Origin of the sequence: Paenibacillus sp. FSL R5-0713, from assembly GCF_037973325.1 — a bacterium.
Lineage (GTDB): Bacteria > Bacillota > Bacilli > Paenibacillales > Paenibacillaceae > Paenibacillus.
On record NZ_CP150229.1, the window covers coordinates 751,276 to 771,271 of the forward strand.

At 47.7% G+C, this 19,996-nt stretch carries 14 protein-coding genes, 1 rRNA gene and 1 riboswitch; of the genes, 9 read left to right on the forward strand and 6 right to left on the reverse strand.

Going from position 1 to position 19,996, the window contains the following annotated elements; translation table 11 throughout:
- Window positions 1-17 precede the first annotated feature (17 nt).
- Entirely contained in the window at window positions 18-482 is a 465-nt protein-coding gene (gene bcp / locus MKZ12_RS03515) for a thioredoxin-dependent thiol peroxidase (protein ID WP_339258744.1), read from the forward strand.
- 92 nt (window positions 483-574) lie between these two features.
- Here the strand turns inward: bcp and MKZ12_RS03520 are convergent, their stop codons facing one another.
- The 6 genes from MKZ12_RS03520 to MKZ12_RS03545 all read right to left on the reverse strand — a co-directional run bounded on the left by MKZ12_RS03520 (window position 575) and on the right by MKZ12_RS03545 (window position 6,788).
- Window positions 575-1,702, reverse strand: a complete 1,128-nt coding sequence (locus tag MKZ12_RS03520) for an endospore germination permease (protein WP_339258746.1) — start codon at window positions 1,700-1,702, stop codon at window positions 575-577.
- A gap of 95 nt (window positions 1,703-1,797) precedes the next feature.
- Window positions 1,798-2,799, reverse strand: a complete 1,002-nt coding sequence (locus tag MKZ12_RS03525) for an endospore germination permease (protein ID WP_339261301.1) — start codon at window positions 2,797-2,799, stop codon at window positions 1,798-1,800.
- Window positions 2,800-2,940: 141 nt separating this feature from the next.
- Complete coding sequence (locus tag MKZ12_RS03530) at window positions 2,941-3,177, reverse strand: hypothetical protein (RefSeq protein ID WP_339258748.1); 237 nt, start codon at window positions 3,175-3,177, stop codon at window positions 2,941-2,943.
- Window positions 3,178-3,183: 6 nt separating this feature from the next.
- A complete protein-coding gene (locus MKZ12_RS03535; RefSeq protein WP_339239459.1) occupies window positions 3,184-4,386 on the reverse strand; it encodes a Ger(x)C family spore germination protein in 1,203 nt (400 codons plus the stop codon).
- Between the two features lie 20 nt (window positions 4,387-4,406).
- Complete coding sequence (locus tag MKZ12_RS03540) at window positions 4,407-5,921, reverse strand: spore germination protein (protein WP_339239460.1); 1,515 nt, start codon at window positions 5,919-5,921, stop codon at window positions 4,407-4,409.
- A gap of 219 nt (window positions 5,922-6,140) precedes the next feature.
- Window positions 6,141-6,788: a DedA family protein gene (locus tag MKZ12_RS03545; RefSeq protein ID WP_339239462.1), complete on the reverse strand. Its 648-nt coding sequence runs from the start codon at window positions 6,786-6,788 to the stop codon at window positions 6,141-6,143.
- Window positions 6,789-7,029: 241 nt separating this feature from the next.
- On the opposite strand from MKZ12_RS03545, the gene MKZ12_RS03550 reads away from it, so the two are divergent.
- The 8 genes from MKZ12_RS03550 to MKZ12_RS03585 all read left to right on the forward strand — a co-directional run bounded on the left by MKZ12_RS03550 (window position 7,030) and on the right by MKZ12_RS03585 (window position 19,828).
- Window positions 7,030-8,331, forward strand: a complete 1,302-nt coding sequence (locus tag MKZ12_RS03550; protein WP_339258750.1) for a polysaccharide deacetylase — start codon at window positions 7,030-7,032, stop codon at window positions 8,329-8,331.
- 103 nt (window positions 8,332-8,434) lie between these two features.
- Window positions 8,435-9,424, forward strand: a complete 990-nt coding sequence (locus tag MKZ12_RS03555) for a MoxR family ATPase (RefSeq protein ID WP_253429990.1) — start codon at window positions 8,435-8,437, stop codon at window positions 9,422-9,424.
- Window positions 9,421-10,680, forward strand: a complete 1,260-nt coding sequence (locus MKZ12_RS03560; RefSeq protein WP_339258752.1) for a DUF58 domain-containing protein — start codon at window positions 9,421-9,423, stop codon at window positions 10,678-10,680. The genes MKZ12_RS03555 and MKZ12_RS03560 overlap by 4 nt, the downstream gene beginning before the upstream one ends.
- Window positions 10,667-13,048 carry a transglutaminase domain-containing protein gene (locus MKZ12_RS03565; RefSeq protein WP_339258754.1) on the forward strand — a complete coding sequence of 794 codons (2,382 nt, stop codon included), beginning with the start codon at window positions 10,667-10,669 and terminating at the stop codon, window positions 13,046-13,048. Before MKZ12_RS03560 ends, MKZ12_RS03565 begins: the two co-directional genes overlap by 14 nt.
- Window positions 13,049-13,419: 371 nt before the next feature.
- Window positions 13,420-14,958, forward strand: a complete 1,539-nt coding sequence (gene guaA, locus MKZ12_RS03570; RefSeq protein ID WP_339239472.1) for a glutamine-hydrolyzing GMP synthase — start codon at window positions 13,420-13,422, stop codon at window positions 14,956-14,958.
- 246 nt (window positions 14,959-15,204) lie between these two features.
- Entirely contained in the window at window positions 15,205-15,444 is a 240-nt protein-coding gene (locus tag MKZ12_RS03575; RefSeq protein WP_339258756.1) for a hypothetical protein, read from the forward strand.
- A gap of 366 nt (window positions 15,445-15,810) precedes the next feature.
- Window positions 15,811-15,910: riboswitch (purine riboswitch) on the forward strand.
- 172 nt (window positions 15,911-16,082) lie between these two features.
- Complete coding sequence (locus MKZ12_RS03580; RefSeq protein ID WP_253430011.1) at window positions 16,083-17,459, forward strand: NCS2 family permease; 1,377 nt, start codon at window positions 16,083-16,085, stop codon at window positions 17,457-17,459.
- A gap of 817 nt (window positions 17,460-18,276) precedes the next feature.
- Window positions 18,277-19,828 (forward strand): 16S ribosomal RNA (locus MKZ12_RS03585).
- Window positions 19,829-19,996: the final 168 nt, after the last annotated feature.

Here is a 19,996-nt window from a genome sequence, read left to right on the forward strand (position 1 = left end):
ACTAGGGAGGAACTGACATGACGTTAACTGTAGGCGAATTGGCACCGGATTTTGAGCTGCCGTCCAGTACGGGGGAGACGGTGAAGCTTTCCGATTACCGCGGACAGCGGGTGCTGCTTTATTTTTATCCCAAGGATATGACCTCGTCCTGTACGCAACAGGCTTGTGATTTCCGGGATCGACATGCTGAATTTGAAGGGCTGAACACGGTCATTCTCGGGATTAGTGTTGATCCGATGAAACAGCATGACAAGTTTATCGCCAAATATGGACTGCCGTTCACCTTGTTGTCAGATGAAGAGCACGCTGTAGCCGAGCAATACGGTGTATGGCAACTCAAGAAAATGTATGGCAAGGAGTATATGGGTATGGTTCGCTCCACTTTTCTGATTGATGAAGAGGGGAGATTGATCCAGGAGTGGTCCAAAGTTCGGGTCAAAGGACATATTGAGGCTGCTCTTGACGCAGTGAAGGCGTTGTAATGTAATAACCGGGACATGTATGAATGAATACATCTTATCCGTTTCATCACCAAAGGCTGTGTTTCGCGGGATTTACCGTGAACACAGCCTTTTTAGGTGGGCAATCGTTTATGACTGGATGAATTGTTCTTACTCTTGCCAGAACGAAGCCGATGCACAAGCAGAAGGAATAGCGGAATAATAAAGCTTACAGTGATATCCCAATCCACCCAGGCGGGCATGATCGTATTGGTGTAGAAAATGACATTGGGAGATATCAATACAGCTAAAGCGAATAATAACATGGCTGATGGCAGGATGAGAGGCTTGTATGTTTTCAACCGAAATAGTTGTGCTATTCCAATGACAAAAGAAAACATGTACAGCAGGCTTTTGAAATAGGTGGCAATCAACCAGGCGGTCGCCATGAACGCCTCAATTCGCTCAAAAAAATTGCCAATATTAATTTTTTGAGACAGGGTATAGGAGATGTAGATGTCATGTTGGGTCAGAAAGGGACCAAAGATCATCAGGGAAATGAGCAGCAGAGTGGTTAACATTAAGCCTCCACATAAGGTAGCGAGTAACATGTCCCGTTTGATATGAGGTCCTGACACAACATACGGGAGAACCATGGTAATCACGATTAGTTCACCAAAGGAAGTGAAAGCCCCCCTAATGGTAGATTGAATCAGTTGGAGCCAGGGGGTGTTCAAGAAAGGCTGTAGATGTGAACTTTTCACTTGGGGTATCAGGCCCATGAATAACAGGATCATAAATGCAACAACGATCGGCGTCAGCATTTCACTGCTTCCTCCTATTGTATTCAAACCATGCATAACTCCCCAGATAAGAGCGCACATAAGTATAATCAGAATGACCCGGATGGGGGTCTGAAGATAGATCTGTGTGGTCATGAAGTCGCCAACTTCACGGATACATATGGCAGCACCTATGGCGAAATAGAACAGATAAGCAGATGACAAAACAGCTCCTACCCATCGGCCAAGTATTTTTTGGCAGATTTCAATAAGTGACAGATCAGGATGTGTCTGATGAAGTTTGTAAAGAACCCATATAATGAGTAAGCCGATCGGCTGACCGATAAGAGAACAGAACCATGCATCCTGCTTACCGGAAGCAGTAACCACGGAGGGATAGAGCAGAATCATGTCTCCGACCATGACCAGGAAGGTGAGCAGTGTAAATTGCCTAATGGTGATTTTCTCCTTAATTAACATAGACCGTATACTCCTTCACTAAATTCAGCATGGATGACATTCGTTGATGAACTTCAATTATTCATCTATACCAGGCTCCTTCCCGTAAAAAGTATTCATTCCTGTGAGGAGTTGTTGTGAGTAACCGATGATTTTCTGTTCGACTTGAGCAACTGGATCAGCAGGAGACAGCCGGGCAGAATGATCCCCAGCGTAGTATCCCAATCTACCCAATAGGGAACAACGGTAATTACGATAAAGGTTACGCTTGGTGAGACAAGATTGGCTAATCCAAAAACGAGTAGCGACGCTGGGAGCACAAGCATCCGATACTGCTTAAGCTTGAACAGTTCCGCACAACCAACAATAAAGGCGTATAAGTATATCATCGCTTTGAAGTAAGTGGAGATCAGCCAGGAAGAGGCCATAACAGCTTCAATACGTTCAAAGAAGCTTCCAATACTAATTTTCTGGGATAAAACAAAAGAAGCATATATGTTGTGTTGTGTGAGAAAGGCACCCAAGACCAGCAGGGATATGGTGACAAGTGTTGCCAATACCAGATTGCCTAGGCCTGCTGCGATAAGTACGTCCCTTGTTCGATGAGCCTGCTTGGCAACGTAGGGCAGAATCATCATGATGGGGACGACTTCACCAATTGGATATATAATGCTTACCAGAATGCCCTGTGAAATAGAGACCATATTCGTATCACTTACTGGTTTCAGATTGCTGGCATCAATCTGGGGAAGCAGGCAGAATGCAAGGACGACAATAAACACAATAACAACAGGCATCAGTAGTTCACTGCTTCGACCCATCGCCTCTAATCCGTGGAATACTCCCCAGCCGATCACGATGACAAACATCAGAATGATGATACGAATGGGAGTGTACTGGAAGATTTGAGAGGTCATGAAATCGCCGACTTCTCTCGTATGAGTGGAAGCACCAATAATAAAAAAGAACAGGTAGAAGCAGGAAAAGAGAGTACCTGGCCAGAACCCCAGAATGCTTCGTGCCATTTGTACCAGATTCTTTTCTGGGTGCAAACTGCACAACTTCAGGATCATGGCCAGTAGTGCCATTCCCAGAGGAATGCCTATGAAAGCACAGATCTAGGCGTCTTGTTTTGCGTAGGATGTGATGACTGAGGGGTAGATCAGCATCATATCTCCTACCACCATCAAAAAAGTGAGAGTGGTCAATTGTCTTGTTCCAAGGCGCCCGTGTTCAAGCATAATCGTCCTCTCCTTTTTCTAGGTTCCCGTCAGATGCGCCAAGAATTGATTAACAGGTTCATAGATCCACATGATGATATAGAGCGGACTCGGAAAATCCCACAGGTTTGCTGCGATCACACTAAACCCTGTGGCAATAATGAGCATGCCGCTATACACAGCTGTTTCCCTCCATTCCTTACGGCGGATAAGACCCGGCAGATCAAACAAGCCTATAAGGCCCGCTATGACAATGACAGTAATTGTAATCAACATCCGAGCTCACTCCTTCAAATCCTCCTTGAATGAATCATCCAGTGTACCGACCCGTTTGATCTGAACATTGGCTTCATACGTGACATCCAGGTTCTCAAAATATTGATCCCAATCCTTCTCAATCTTTTTGAAAAATCCAGGATCGGCATGATATACTTCCTGACCAAATCCAAAAATATCGGTATGGAATTTTCGCCGAACCGATTTCACTGATTTTTCCATCAGCTCGATCAGCCGCTCCTCACTGTCTTTTTCCAACTCTTTGAGCGTTTTCATTGAACCAATTCGGATTCCGCACTCAACTGCACCAATGGAAGACACATTTTTTATTTTGATATGAATTATTGGCTGGTCATGGATAACCTTCGCTTTTCGTTTCGTCTTGGTACGAAGGGTTTTGAAAGTCACATTACCGCCCTTTTGGCAAGGCAAGTGACCTATGGTAGATACCACGTTGTTGCGAATATAGTTGTATCCTTTGGATTCATCTTCAGTTAACCAGCCGATTAGTTTGTCCTTCTTGAAGACACTTAATCCCGTCGAATTGAGACGAGCGGGGGACGTGATTGTCGAGATATTATCTTTGCTTCCGCTTCTCGTAGTATTGCCTACAACCTCTACACCGGTGATTACGGGCTGTATTCCGGGAGCCAGCATATACTCCATCAACTGATCGCCAGTGACAGTAGTTGTGGGTGACCAGGTTTTGGCGGAGACGTCGAGGGAATTAAATATCTTCTCTGCAGGTAAATTCTCCAATGGAGTAAGTGTATCCAGTACCTTGGAAGCTGTTGTATTTCGAGCAACGATAACGTAATAATCGGGTCTCGCAGTAGGTTCTCTCATTAACGCTTCAATGACATCGTAGATGCCTTCTTTGCGGGCATATTCCTCACCGAACACCAGTATACGGATATGGGCCATGAATATGCGGCGCGGACTTGTCTCAGTCAGCTTTTGAATTGCTTCAAACAGTGTGGATGCGGAGGCTTCATACTGTGTGACAGGAGTACCATTCCCTCCGCCCGATTTGGAGGATACTTCATTCGGTACAACGACCTGAGCGCTCACTTTAATCAGATCACCATCCTTATCTACACCAAGACCCAGCATAATGCCAAGTTCATTCAATTCCTGGCGGTCCCAGCATCCGGTAAGGAGAGGGAGCAGGAATGTAATGCATAGGATTAATCGGAAGCACTTGTTCATACATTATTCTCCTTACCGAATTAACGCTTCGTTTTTTTGCTGGCTTGTCTTGTTTTGTTCGGTGTACCTGTAGAGAGTGGACGTGTTTTCATATGGGACCAAGGTACACGAAACAGAGTATCCTTCAGATCTTTCTGAATGAAAGGTGCAAAGGGAGACATATAAGGTACGCCAAAAGAACGCAAGCTGCATAGATGGGTAACCGTAATGAGCAGAACAATGAGAATACCGTAGAAACCAAATGCTGCCGCAAGTATCATCAATACAAATCGCAGAATTCGAACAGAGATGGATAGTCCATTCTCTGGAATGACATAACTGGATATAGCCGTAATTGAAACAATAATAACCATCGCAGCGGAGACAACCCCTGCATCAACGGCGGCTTGGCCGATAACCAGTGTCCCGACGATGGAGACGGCTTGACCAACGGTTTTCGGAATTCGTATGCCTGCTTCCCGCAAAATTTCATAGGTCAATTCCATAAGTATAGCTTCAATGAATGCGGGAAAAGGCACGCCTTCACGTTGAGCTGCCAGACTAATAAGCAGATTGGTGGGCAGCATCTCCTGGTGAAATGTGGTAATAGCGATATAGAAGGATGGGGCCAGCAGAGCGATGAAAAAGGACAGATAACGAATCATCCGAATCAATGTGCTAATATCGGCCCGTTGGTAGTAATCCTCAGGTGACTGGAAGAAATGTACGAACAATGCCGGAACCAGGAGCACAAAAGGCGTTCCGTCCACAATGATGGCTACTCTCCCCTCAAGCAAGGCAGCACAAACCGTATCCGGACGTTCACTGTTGTACACGGTAGGGAATAGCGTGCCTGTTTCATCTTGAACAAGTTCTTCGATATACCCGCTTTCCAGAATCCCATCAATATCGATCTCATCGAGCCTTCGCCTTAGTTCCTCCACCACACCTGCATCAACGGTATGTTTCAGATATAAGACAGCAACTCTTGTTTTGGTGATGCGACCAATCTCTCTTTCTTCGATCCAGAGATGAGGGTCCCGAATCCGTTTGCGGATCAAGGCTGTATTCGTACGCAGATTTTCATTGAATCCCTCCATGGGACCCCGGACAACGGTCTGTGAGATGGGTTCACCCACAGCACGGTCTTCCCAACCGGCGGCAGCAATTTTCAATCCACGTACACAACCTTCGATCAGCAGAATGGCCGATCCTGACAGGAGAGCATTGAGCACATCCTCCATGTCATCCACCAGAATGACATTGCTCGCGGCTAAAATATCATTCTGGATGTAGCTTAGATGCTCTTCATCTGCCGAGAACTCCGGGAGTTCATGTGTCTTTAACAGGGACTCCAGGATGGAATGATTCAGGATCTGCACATCCACTAATCCATCAATGTACAACATGACGGCAGGCCATTTATGGAGGCACTGGAGAGGACGCATCATTAAGTCATTGCTGTTCCCCATCACTTGCTTGCAGTAATCCATATTTTCGCTGAGATTCGGTGAGATTTGCCTCTGATCTTGATGCTCCACGTTTGGTTCACTCATACCTTCACCCCCTATACATCCTATATTTGCAAGTTAGTATGACCTGGATGATTTCGGATTATCACAAAAAATGAATGATAGTTCATCATTGTGTTTGAGGAAGTGTGTATTTTGGAGGGAGGAAGTGTTTACAGCGTTTTTTGAAAAAAGCGATAAAAAAAGAGCTGCGATTATTCGCAACTCCTTGATAACTTATTATCGATGGACGTTTGTCCCAATTTACTTTTGTCTTTGTCGTACAGGGGCTGGCTTGGATACGGCGGATCTTGATGCCCATGCTTTGCGGTAGCGGTAAAGCACGGCAACAATAAGCAATAATCCAACTCCTCCCACGATATATGCTGCATATTGATGAGCCAGATGGAATACGGCATTCCACTGGGGCCCGAATATTTTGCCAATGCCCAGAAACAGGACAACCCAGAACAGCGCACCTGAGTAGGCGTAGAGAGCGAACTTGCGAAAAGGAACAGCGGCTATACCCGCAAAATATCCGGTGAAATGCCGAACTCCCGGAATGAAATAACCGATGAAGATTAAAGCATTACCATATTTGGCGAACCATTTTTGCGTTTTATCGAGCTTGTCCTGCTTCAGCAGAAACCATTTTCCGTATCGTGTTATAAAGGGCAGTCCAGCTTTGGCTCCAATAAAATAAGTAATTGTCATGCCGATCGTTGTTCCCAGAAAAGCCAGTATGGTGAGGATTCCGAAGTCGAGATGACCCTTGTAAGAGAGAAACCCTGCGTAAGCCATCGTTGTTTCACCAGGAAAGGGAAGTGCGATGAATTCAAGCAACAAGCCAAAAAACAATACGCTATATCCGTAGGAACCAAACAGATGTTGGACCTTCTCAAGCAATTCCAATAGATTTCACTCTCCTGAAGACGGGGTGGGAGCATGAATCTCTCCAAGGTGTTGTGTATACGTTATACCTGTCCATTATGCTACCTAATCTGAAGCGAAGAATCAATCACACACCATACCAAATTGTGAAAAAATATTAAACAAAAAGGCGTCTTTTTTCAAGAAAGCCTCCATATAATTCTAACAAATCTGCTGAAGTCTATCAGCAAATTCACTAGAGACGGTGGAGGGCGATTCGTAAATGGTACAGAGACCGGAATTAAGAATCAAGGGAAAAGGGGAAATTCCCGTAACATCCATACATACGTTTTTATCTGGACAATGGTCTGTCATTCTCGTGCGAGTTGCGATATTGCTATGTGTGTTCGCTGTATACGCTGGCACCGCGTATGCATCTTCTGCTTCTGGCTCAGATGATTCGATCAGGGAAGATAAGAATACGCAAGACAAGGTCGTCTATCTGAGTTTTGACGACGGACCGGGTAACCATACCCGAGAAGTATTGGATATTTTGCGCAAAGAGCAGGTTCTGGCCACTTTTTTTGTGCTGGGTGAGCAGGCAGAGCGTTATCCCGAGTTAATCCGGTCGCTAGTGGAGGATGGACATGCTCTGGGCAATCATACGTTTAATCATCAATACAAACAGCTGTACAGTGATTTTAAAGTGTTCTGGAACCAGATCAAACAGACAGAAGACGTGCTGGAGCGTATAACTGGTTTCCGTCCGAATCTGGTGCGAGCGCCAGGAGGTACCTACGGACATTTTGACCAGAGTTATTTTGATCTGCTGCAATTGGGTGGATACACCGTCATGGACTGGAACGTCGATAGTGGGGATTCCAAACGAAAAGGTGTTCCGGCCAAAGAAATCCTTAAAAATTCCACTAAAGTACCTGCGGGAACACGTTCGGTGATTGTCCTGATGCATGATGGAGGTGCGCACGCTGAAACGGTAAAAGCACTTCCGGGTATTATCAAATATTATCGTGATCACGGATACCGTTTTGACATCATAAAGAGTTCGGATCAGCCGGTTCAATTCCGAGTTCATCCCGATGCTAAGTATAAGTCCCGCAAGGCTCCGGGAAAGGCATGGATCGCAGAGCATGTAGAAGGTAATGCTGCGTTGTGGCTCACAAGCAAGAAGCTGAAGATAGAGGTAGGATTGGCTGCGGCAACCTTACAACCTGGAGAATTCCGAATGGATGGGCAGCGAATCATGGTGCCTTTGCGTACATTCATGAAAAAGTTCGGGGGCAGCACGCGCTGGGACCCAGAGACAAGGACAGCCACAGCAGTATGGAAGGAAAGAACGATTCATGCAGACAGTGTGAGCGGAACACTGAGCTCAACAGGGGTAATTGAAACAGGAGCAGTACAGAGTCAGGGGGGAACCATCTGGGTTCCGTTACGTGAGTTACTGGAGCAGATGGGGTTAAAAGTGAATTCCTTAACCAGTAATAAGGCAGAGTGGACGGTAAAGGCGGGCGCTTCCAGGTCCATTTCGGCAATGAATCTCATATTTAAGTATAAAATGATCTGAAGAAAGTCATGCTTGCAGGACTATTCTCTCTACTTCCGGGCAACACTGAATCATAGATTACTATGGTTCAGAAATGCCGATGGACGGAAGGAGATCAGGAGAAATGTCTTATATCCGAATGGAACATGAACATGCGGTTGAATTGTTAAACAGGGTCATGAAGCGTGTTGAAAGTGTGATTGTTGGCAAAAAAACAGAGATTCGTTATGTTCTCACTGCAATGCTCAGTGGGGGGCATGTACTTCTGGAAGATGTGCCGGGTACCGGTAAAACCATGCTGGTTCGTGCCGTTGCTTCCGCGTTGGACTGCTCCATGGGCCGGATTCAATTCACGTCCGATGTCATGCCGGCAGATGTTACGGGCACTTCAATCTATCATCCACATACAGCTGAATTCAAGTTTCGCCCCGGACCTGTCATGTCCAACGTTGTCTTGGCGGATGAAATAAACCGGGCTTCACCCCGGACTCAGTCTGCCCTGCTGGAGGCAATGGAGGAACGACGTATTACGGTTGATGGAACAACCTATGCCTTGCCACGCCCCTTCTTTCTGCTGGCGACACAGAATCCGTTACAGTTTGAGGGTACGTACCGGCTGCCTGAAGCGCAGCTGGATCGATTTATCATGAGGATTGGACTGGGGTATCCCGATCCGGAACAGGAATTGGAATTGTTAAGTCGGATGCAAGGTAGAGAAGAGCTTGATGAACTTCGCCCTGTCCTGCTTGCTGAAGAAGTCGTAGCCATGCAGCGTGAAGTCAAACAGGTACATGTTGACCCGGTCGTCAAACAGTATCTGGTGGCCGTTGCTGTAGCCTCTCGCAGCCTTCCGGCGGTCAGATTGGGCATCAGCCCGCGTGGAACACTGGCCTGGATGGCTGCGGCGCAGTCGTTTGCCTACCTTCAAGGACGCAGTTATGTCATTCCCGATGACGTGAAAGAGTTGGCAGTGCCTGTTCTCTCACATCGAATTCAATTGAAGGCCCAGAACAGAGCGGAGGTTTGGGGACAAGTCCAAGTCATTGAAGAAGCCTTGTCATCGGTCCCTGTTCCTGTACAAATGGCATCACTGGGAAGGGGACGGAGGCAATGACTGCTCTGGGACAACGGATGTTGAGTGCTGTCCTGGTGGTGGCTTTGGCTTCCTTATATCAGTGGCATGGTGGCAAAGCGGCGTTGTTTCTATCCATTATGGCTTGCTTGATGTTCATAGGAGGTCTGCTTCTCCATTGGTTCGGACCACGGCGTATTCACATCCGTCGGAAAATACATGCGAATCGGATTGAGGCAGGCGAGCGGGTGCGGGTTCAAGTCGAACTGGAATTCGAATGTCGTATTCCACTGTTATGGATCGTTCTATGTGAAAATTCACCTGCAGGTGTTCATCGCAAATTAATTTTCCCGGGAACTCGGCGGCAATTTTCCTATCAATATGAATGTTCCGGTTTACGTAGAGGGGTCTACAGATGGGATACGGGCAGATTGTACTGGGGAGATCTGTTTGGCTGGAATACTCTCTCTGCAGAGACCGCAGGCGGCACCCCCTTGATTGTTGTTCCTCAAGCATCGGCTTGGGGGGAGGGGGATTCAGCAGAATTCGCAGCGATGATCGAAGGGACTCTGTCGGAGAGAAGAAATAGCCAGGGAAACCGTAGCCCCGAGTTCCGTGAATATCAGCAGGGTGACCCGCTGGGACGTATTCATTGGAAAAGCACAGCCAAAACGGGGCAACTTCAGACCTTTCTGCCCGATACCACAGATCTGGCTTCGCTGGGCATCCTTGTGTATGAAGGCGCATCGGGTTATGAGGTAAAACAGCCAGAGACTATGGAAGCACCTGCTTTTGAACGAGTGGTGGGTGCAGCCGCCCGCTGGATTCATACGGCTGAGCGGGACGACATTCCTTATCATCTGTGGATGGAAGGCGGAGATAAGAGTCGTAATGAACAAGATCAATGGCGACATGGGTCATTCCAGGCAGATGATGAGTGTCATGGTCTGGACAGACTAGCAGGAGCACGAATATCCACAGCCCAATCCGTGTCGGTTTCACTCCGAACGGAGATGCTGGATGGACTGGCGCGCGGTTCGCGAATTGTGGTTCTCACAGGCAAGATCGATCAGGTTCTGACCGAATGGATTATAACTGCAATGGGTTCAGGTTATCGTGTAGAGGTGCAATTGGCTGAAACGAACCAGCTAGGATCAAAGGATAGATTCATGACTGGAATTGAGCATGACAGCTCAAGTATAGAGCGGCTTCGTCACACCGGGGTATTGATTCAAGCGGTTACAGACGTTGCGTTATCTTCATTGGGAAAGGTGGAGGTAACGGATGTGGGAGCGTAATAAAAACCAGGAACCCAATTCCACTGTGGCGGCTGACAAAGCGTCAACAGCCCGTCTGAGATTAGAATCGGTCCATTCTGTAGTTAGGAATGTGAACCACACTTCTCTTACAGAGATAAAGGATGAGGGATCTGTTAGAGTGCCGGTTCTGTATAGGATATTTATTTCGGCCATTTTACTTATACTGTCTCTGGAGTGGATATATCCTGTTACGTCATCAGGTCAGCAGGGCAGTGAACGTTTCTTGTCCGTAATGGCGGGGTTAACTGGAGCATTGCTGCTCGCAGGGTTAATTCGTACAGGGTGGATCACCGGAATACTGATCCGATTATTTATTGCACTCGCTGCGCTATGTCTGATGTATGGAGGAAGTGATCCTGCCCGTTGGGCGGTTGCATACCCGGGAATACTTTCAGCGGATATGGACACCTTTATGGATAACTGGCGATTCCACTCGATTAGTACAGAAACGAGAGGACTGTTCATGATGTGCGGTTGGAGCATGCTCATGGCTTCTGTGCAATCCCTTGTATTGCTGCGTAGAAGCGTTATGCTGTTTGGCAGTGCAACGCTGGTATACTTGCTTCTGCTTGAATCCTTTGCGGGGTTGGATGTATATGCTTCAGTAATACGGTCTGTGTTATGGACTTTTCTAATTCAGGCTCTGCTTCAGCTAGTACGCCTCAACGGAGGAGTAACTACCCCGAGTTATCGTGGCAGTCCCTATGGCCGTTGGAGCGTTATAACCATTGTTGCTTCCACAGGTATGGTCCTTTTCTCTGCGTTACCTGGTCAGTTCGCTTCCATACCTCAACCGGAACGCATATCCCTGGAGCAGATGGGTGAACGCATAGCTCGCTGGGCAGGTTATACACAGCACAGTAGCATCCCTGCTGCAACGGCGGTAACGGGATATAGCACGGCAGATGCGCCCATGGGAGCACCTCTGGTGCAGGGGAATGCCCTCTTTTTTACAGCGAAGAGTCCGGAAGTGACGTATTGGCGAGGAGAGACTCGTTCATATTATAACGGTAGTACTTGGAGTGACCCAGAGCAAAGCTTTGAAACGGCCAGTCCTTACGGAGTCCTGCGTTCTGATGGTTGGGAGAATCAAACCTATTGGAAACGTATCCGCCAAACGGTCACGATGAAACGGGAATGGAAAGGGCCGAATCCGTTATTTACCGGGGGAATCCCGCTGAATGTATCGTTTCAAGATAAGAACAGCAATAATGAGGAGAACATGCTTACGTTGTTATCTAATCGAGATTCCGCAACGTTGTGGCTTGCAAACGCCGGCGAAGATCATATGGTTAAAAATTATACGGCAGACGTCATGTTTCCTGTGGCCTCGCCGGAACAGTTACGTCTGTTAGGGAATGTGAATAAAGGGAAAGATCCTGCCTCTATACGGAGGACATATCTGCAATTGCCCACCTCTCTCCCGGGTCGGGTGCAGACGCTCGCCAAGGAAATCATTCAAGGCAGTGAGACTCGGTATGACGCTGTACAAGCCGTCAAGACTTATCTGGCTGCTCATGCCGAGTATACGCTCGATACCCGTATGCCACCGCGTGGAACAGATTTTGTGGACGATTTTCTATTCGTCACACGGCAGGGGTATTGCAATCATTTCTCCACAGCCATGATTGTGTTGCTGCGTGCAGAGGGAATTCCGGCACGCTGGGTTAAAGGCTTCGGGTCTGGGATGGCTGACCCGAATATACCAGGTCAATATATCATTTCCCAAGGAGATGCACATTCTTGGGTAGAGGTGTATTTTCCGGGGGCAGGGTGGATGCCGTTCGAGGCTACGCCGGGCTTCACCATGGCGCAAGGCGCGGGCGAAGATGTGGCAGCGCTCGCCGGGCCGCAGCCTGTTGTAGAGACTCCGCCGTATATGAGCGGCGGATGGGCTAACGCGGGCGCATGGCTGCTCGCCCGCGCACGGGCCATTGCCGCGGAGCCGGGGCTCGCGGCAGCCCTTGTCGCAGCGGCCCTTGTCGCAGCGGCCCTGCTGGGCGCCGCTGCTGTGATCCGCATGCGACGGCTACGCCCCGCGCTGCGGATCAGGCTGCTGCTGGCATGGCCGCGCAGCAGCTTTCCAGACCGCGAGCGGCTGCTGGGCGCCGCCGCTCCGGTCTGGGCCGCGCTTGCGTGCCGGTACGGCCCGCGGCCGCCGGGGATGACGCTGCGAGAATATGCAGCATCACCGGCATTGGCCGCATGCGCGGACGGCGCGGACATCGCGCGGTTTGCAGCCGACTGGGAACGGCTGCTGTACGGGCCAGACCGTCCGCTGCGCGCAGACAGTCTGGACTTCCTGCGCCGGGCACTTCGTTTGGCCCGGCGATTGCAGGCGTTGTAACCCAAGGATGTTACAACAAGGGCGCACACAACCTGCCGGTGATTGAACTCTCGCTATCGCTTCCGATACAGCTTGGCAGGTTGCAGCAGCAGATGATCACCACTGGCGCATCTATTCTATTGTGCTTCGGTTGTCCATTGTTGCATGTTACACATAAGACGCCTTTCGCGCTCCGCTGCGAACGAGGCGTCTTTCCACGATCATACACTTGAACCAGCATCTTGCTGCCATGTTTTCTGATCGGAATTTCATATTTAGAGGTATTTGGTAATCCTGTTTTGATATGTCGAAAAAAGGAGTTTCGCCTTTCCTTGACGGTATGTTTTGTCGTTGCGTATAATTAGTTTCATTGAATTGAGGGAGGCACGGTTATGAATAAGCAGAATGAGATTGTGGTTGTCCTTGACTTTGGGGGCCAATACAACCAGTTAATCGCCAGAAGAATCCGGGATCTTGGCGTATACAGTGAGCTTTTGCCGTATAATACACCGGCGGAGAAGATCGCAGAATTGGCACCAAAAGGGATCGTATTTTCAGGTGGGCCGTCCAGCGTATACGCTGAGAATGCTCCACACGTGGACCCGGCTGTCTATGACCTGGGCTTGCCGATCTTCGGGATCTGTTACGGGATGCAGCTTATGGCTCAACAGCTCGAAGGTAAAGTAGAGCGTTCCGAGAAGCGTGAGTATGGTAAAGCAGACCTTGAATTTGCTGCTGGATCTGCACTTGCAAAAGGCATTGAAGGTGAACATACCGTATGGATGAGTCACGGTGACCACGTGGTTACACTTCCTCCAGGTTTCAAATTGGATGCAGGCACGGAAAGTGCGCCAATCGCTGCCATGAGCGACGATGAGCGTAAATTGTATGCTGTTCAGTTCCATCCGGAGGTACGTCACTCAGTTCGAGGTAACGACATGATTCGCAACTTCCTGTTCGAAATCTGTGGTTGTGAAGGCAACTGGACGATGGAAACATTCATCGATGACACGATCAAAGACATTCGTGAAAAAGTGGGCGACAGTAAAGTACTATGTGCTCTTAGCGGCGGCGTAGATTCTTCCGTTGTTGCTGCATTGCTTCACAAAGCCATTGGTGATCAACTGACATGTATGTTTATCGACCACGGTCTGTTGCGCAAAGGCGAAGCTGAAAGTGTAATGGAGACGTTTGTTGGCAAATTCGACATGAAAGTTGTCAAAATTGATGCTCAAGAACGCTTCATGTCCAAGCTGGCTGGCGTGGATGATCCAGAACAAAAACGTAAAATTATCGGTAACGAGTTTATTTACGTATTTGACGAAGAGTCCAAGCAGTTCGATGATTTTGCATTCCTGGCGCAAGGTACACTGTACACGGACATCGTGGAAAGTGGCACAGCGACTGCACAGACGATCAAATCCCACCACAACGTGGGCGGTCTGCCTGAGGACATGAACTTCAAACTCATCGAGCCACTGAGCACGTTGTTCAAGGATGAAGTACGTAAAGTCGGTACCGAGTGTGGCCTGCCGGACGAAATTGTACACCGTCAGCCATTCCCTGGTCCGGGTCTTGCGATCCGTGTTCTGGGTGAGGTTACTGAAGAGAAACTCAAAATTGTTCGTGATTCGGACTACATCCTGCGCGAAGAGATTGCCAAAGCCGGTCTCGACCGCGAAATCTGGCAGTACTTCACAGCCCTACCGAACATGAAGAGTGTAGGCGTTATGGGTGATGCTCGTACGTATTCCTACACTGTAGGTATCCGTGCCGTAACATCCATCGACGGTATGACTGCGGACTGGGCACGTATCCCTTGGGATGTGCTGGAGAAAATCTCCGTACGGATCGTTAACGAAGTCGATAACGTCAACCGTATCGTTTATGATGTAACATCCAAACCACCTGCAACGATTGAGTGGGAATAGGATATACGCCTTAACAATAGATTGAAAAAAGACTCTCTTTTATCTGCGGTGTTTAGCAAATAGAAGGGAGTCTTTTTTATTGCGTATCGTACCGTATGAGTAAACATTAATCCAGGCGCTGTTCCTTATTAATAATCTCTAGAATTTCATCCCATTTTAAAGTTCATTTCATGATTCTTTCAGGTCCAGGCTGTACAATAAGGATATACTAAGAGCTAATATGGCTACTGAAAGGAGATTGAATGTATGCGTAAAACCGACTATATGAGCAAATGGAAAATGGGCATTGGAAGTGCATTTCTGATGGTGATGTTGGCAGGGTGCGGTTCAGGTATGCAAGACCTGGCTTCCGGTTCAGGAGACTTTCCACTTGTGAACTTAGAGGCAGCGGATGCTTCTTCCGATCAGACCAGAAACCCGGACTTAACAACGAACACGAATCAGGAACAACAAGAGGGACAGGATGCTCCACAGACAGAGGTTTAACTAACATAGGACTGATCCGGTAAATAGCTCCGGAACATGTCGCCAATTGCTCCATATACCTAATTAACATTGACTATTCACCTGATTGCCAAAACGCATCAGAAACATAAGCTGGCCAGATTAGAGCGCTTTTCGCCCTTTGATCAGGCTAGCTTTTTTATGTTAAACTGCTGAACTTCCTAGTCTGACAGAATGAACATATTCCCTAGAGATTTCACCGAAAAAAGCGCATACAATTGGGTTGTAAACCGCTGAACTGGTTCAATCTGTTAAATAATACGAACGATATTATAGGATATCGATATTAACATTCGTTTTTATGATTGACAAAAACATACTGCCCTCCTAAAATAGTGATGGGAAACAAACAAATAGCGCATACTAATTCGTATAATCTCGGGAATTGGCCTGAGAGTCTCTACGAGATCACCCTAATGATCTGGCTACGAAGAGGAGAAGGCTGAGCACAGGAATTCTACATGATTGCGGGACATCACGCACATTAGAATTTTTTTTGTTCTTAGTAAATGGCATCGTGCCGCTCCTTGTCAGCTGAACCCTGGGTGAAGAATATTCATCAGGGTCATTTGTCGTTTTTCAATATGGCTTCAACATCTCTAAGGGGGAGTTAGTGAATTATGGATCGTTTTTTTAAATTAAAAGAAAACGGAACAAATGTTAGAACGGAGATTGTTGCGGGTCTTACTACCTTTATGACAATGGCTTACATTCTTTTCGTAAATACGTTGTTCTTGGGACAGGCCGGAGCGGGGATGTCGGATAATGCAGTATTCTTTGCAACAGCCGTCGGTGCCGGATTAATGACTATTATTATGGGATTGTTCGTGAATATTCCAATCGCGCTTGCACCAGGTATGGGATTGAATGCGTACTTCATGACTGTTGTTCTAAGTTCGAACGGGGCGATTACTTGGCAGGCTGCTCTCGGAGCGGTATTCCTTTCCGGTATCGTGTTCATTATTTTGACCGTGACAAAGATTCGGCAAATGCTGCTTGTGGCAGTTCCGCAGTCGATCAAAATGGCCATTACGGTGGGTATCGGTCTCTTTATTACCATCATCGGTTTCAAACTTGCTAATCTCGTGGCGGTAACCGTTAATGTCGCACCAGACGCAGACCTGAGTCAGCCGATTCCGGGTAGCAGTTTTAACCTGTCATTGGGCAACTTTGTAACACATCACGATGCATTGCTGGCTCTGATTGGTTTGCTCCTGATTGCTATACTGATGGTTATGCGTGTCAAAGGCGCTCTGCTGATCGGGATCGTAGTAACAACGCTGATTGGTATTCCAATGGGTGTTACGAATCTGAGTGGTCTTTCAGGCGCAAGCTGGTTGCCTAACTTCAGCGATCTGGCAGTTGGACAACTGGATTTGAAAGGTGCTATCAGTCTCGGATTGTTCGAGATCATCTTCATCTTCACCTTCGTTGAATTGTTCGACACGTTCGGTACGATGGTAGGTACGGCAACACGTATGGGGATTATGAAGGACAAGAAAAAAGGCGAGAAAACGATCGGTAAAGCGATGCTCGTCGATGCAGTTGGTGTCAGTGCAGGTGCTGCACTGGGTACAAGTACAATTACGGCATACGTTGAAAGTGCTTCAGGCGTTGAGGCGGGTGGACGTACAGGACTGACTTCGGTAACGACAGGTTTGTTGTTCATTTTGGCCCTGTTTATCGCTCCGCTTGCGCTGGTTGTTCCATCCGCTGCGACAGCTCCGGCATTGATCATCGTGGGTGTGCTTATGATGAGTCAAGTACGTAGCATCGAGTGGGATGATTTCCTGCAAGCTTTCCCAGCGTTCCTTACCATTGTATTGATGCCTTTCACAGGCGGAATTGCAAACGGGATCTCCGCAGGTATCGTATCTTATGTGATTCTGGCGGTGTTCAGTAACTTGGTTACAGAGCGTAAAGTTAAAATTCACTGGCTCATGTGGATCTTGGCAATCATTGTAGTCTGCCGATACGTATTTATTGGCGGGGAGTAAGCATACAATAGTTGTGAGGAAGAATACTGTATTAAGTATGTAGTCTTATATATGAAAGAAAAGCGGAAGCCACGGGATCTAAACCCGGAGCTTTCGCTTTTTTTGTTTTCTTTTCTTGAGTAAAATGAATTTCAAAATTGTTTTCCTTCTATAATAGAAGGAATGAGTATAATGCTCTATGATCTGTTGATTATTTATCCAATGAGATCATACAGTTAGCATGTTTCTATAAGTATGAAGATTCTATACTATTCTTTCTTTTACAATGAAGGATAATAGTGAAGTGAACTTCTCGTGATCTGAATGTCATTAGCGCAATTGTGGTAGCGTGTATACAAAAGGAGTTTTCTCTACAATAGGCTTGGATAATCATACGGGAGTTTTTTTTCATAAGTATTATACGTCCGACACTAAGGAAATGCTTGTTAAAGGACTATGGATAATATATTTGAAGAAACTAATCTTATTCGAAAAAAAGACTTGCATCCGATAACTGTACATGGTATATTCTAATTCCGGCCAAGAAAACACGAGATACACGGTGCGGCAAGCGAATGAAATGAGCTTCGAAAGAAACTTAAAAAAAGAGCTTGCAAAGTTGGTTCGGACATGATATTATATAAGAGTTGCTGAAGAGAACGGCATTCGGTAACGAAACAAGTTTGATCTTTGAAAACTGAACAACGAGTGAGTAAACATTCTGCTTGCAGAATGAACGCGAAAGTTTGAAACAAGCCTCGGCTTGAATCGACTGGAGCACAAATGAGATGTTTAATCTCGTCAGATTCAAAATGAGCTTATCGCTCTTTTCAATACTTTATTGGAGAGTTTGATCCTGGCTCAGGACGAACGCTGGCGGCATGCCTAATACATGCAAGTCGAGCGGAGTTGATAAGAAGCTTGCTTCTTTGATGCTTAGCGGCGGACGGGTGAGTAACACGTAGGCAACCTGCCCTCAAGTTTGGGACAACTACCGGAAACGGTAGCTAATACCGAATAGTTGTTTTCTTCGCCTGAAGGAAACTGGAAAGACGGAGCAATCTGTCACTTGGGGATGGGCCTGCGGCGCATTAGCTAGTTGGTGGGGTAACGGCTCACCAAGGCGACGATGCGTAGCCGACCTGAGAGGGTGATCGGCCACACTGGGACTGAGACACGGCCCAGACTCCTACGGGAGGCAGCAGTAGGGAATCTTCCGCAATGGGCGAAAGCCTGACGGAGCAATGCCGCGTGAGTGATGAAGGTTTTCGGATCGTAAAGCTCTGTTGCCAGGGAAGAACGCTTGGGAGAGTAACTGCTCTCAAGGTGACGGTACCTGAGAAGAAAGCCCCGGCTAACTACGTGCCAGCAGCCGCGGTAATACGTAGGGGGCAAGCGTTGTCCGGAATTATTGGGCGTAAAGCGCGCGCAGGCGGTCATTTAAGTCTGGTGTTTAATCCCGGGGCTCAACCCCGGATCGCACTGGAAACTGGGTGACTTGAGTGCAGAAGAGGAGAGTGGAATTCCACGTGTAGCGGTGAAATGCGTAGATATGTGGAGGAACACCAGTGGCGAAGGCGACTCTCTGGGCTGTAACTGACGCTGAGGCGCGAAAGCGTGGGGAGCAAACAGGATTAGATACCCTGGTAGTCCACGCCGTAAACGATGAGTGCTAGGTGTTAGGGGTTTCGATACCCTTGGTGCCGAAGTTAACACATTAAGCACTCCGCCTGGGGAGTACGGTCGCAAGACTGAAACTCAAAGGAATTGACGGGGACCCGCACAAGCAGTGGAGTATGTGGTTTAATTCGAAGCAACGCGAAGAACCTTACCAGGTCTTGACATCAGCATGACCGGGCTAGAGATAGTCCTTTCCTTCGGGACATGCTAGACAGGTGGTGCATGGTTGTCGTCAGCTCGTGTCGTGAGATGTTGGGTTAAGTCCCGCAACGAGCGCAACCCTTGATCTTAGTTGCCAGCATTTCGGATGGGCACTCTAAGGTGACTGCCGGTGACAAACCGGAGGAAGGTGGGGATGACGTCAAATCATCATGCCCCTTATGACCTGGGCTACACACGTACTACAATGGCCGGTACAACGGGCTGTGAAGCCGCGAGGTGGAACGAATCCTAAAAAGCCGGTCTCAGTTCGGATTGCAGGCTGCAACTCGCCTGCATGAAGTCGGAATTGCTAGTAATCGCGGATCAGCATGCCGCGGTGAATACGTTCCCGGGTCTTGTACACACCGCCCGTCACACCACGAGAGTTTATAACACCCGAAGTCGGTGGGGTAACCGCAAGGAGCCAGCCGCCGAAGGTGGGATAGATGATTGGGGTGAAGTCGTAACAAGGTAGCCGTATCGGAAGGTGCGGCTGGATCACCTCCTTTCTATGGAGAATCGTTTCCCGTAGCGGAAACATTCAAATATGCAGCTTAGCTGCAAACTACTCACTCGTTGCTCAGTTTTGAGAGCTCAAACTCTCAAACAGCTTGCTTTTGCATGGAGCTTGTTCTTTGAAAACTAGATATCGAAACGAAAGTAAATGCGAATTAGAA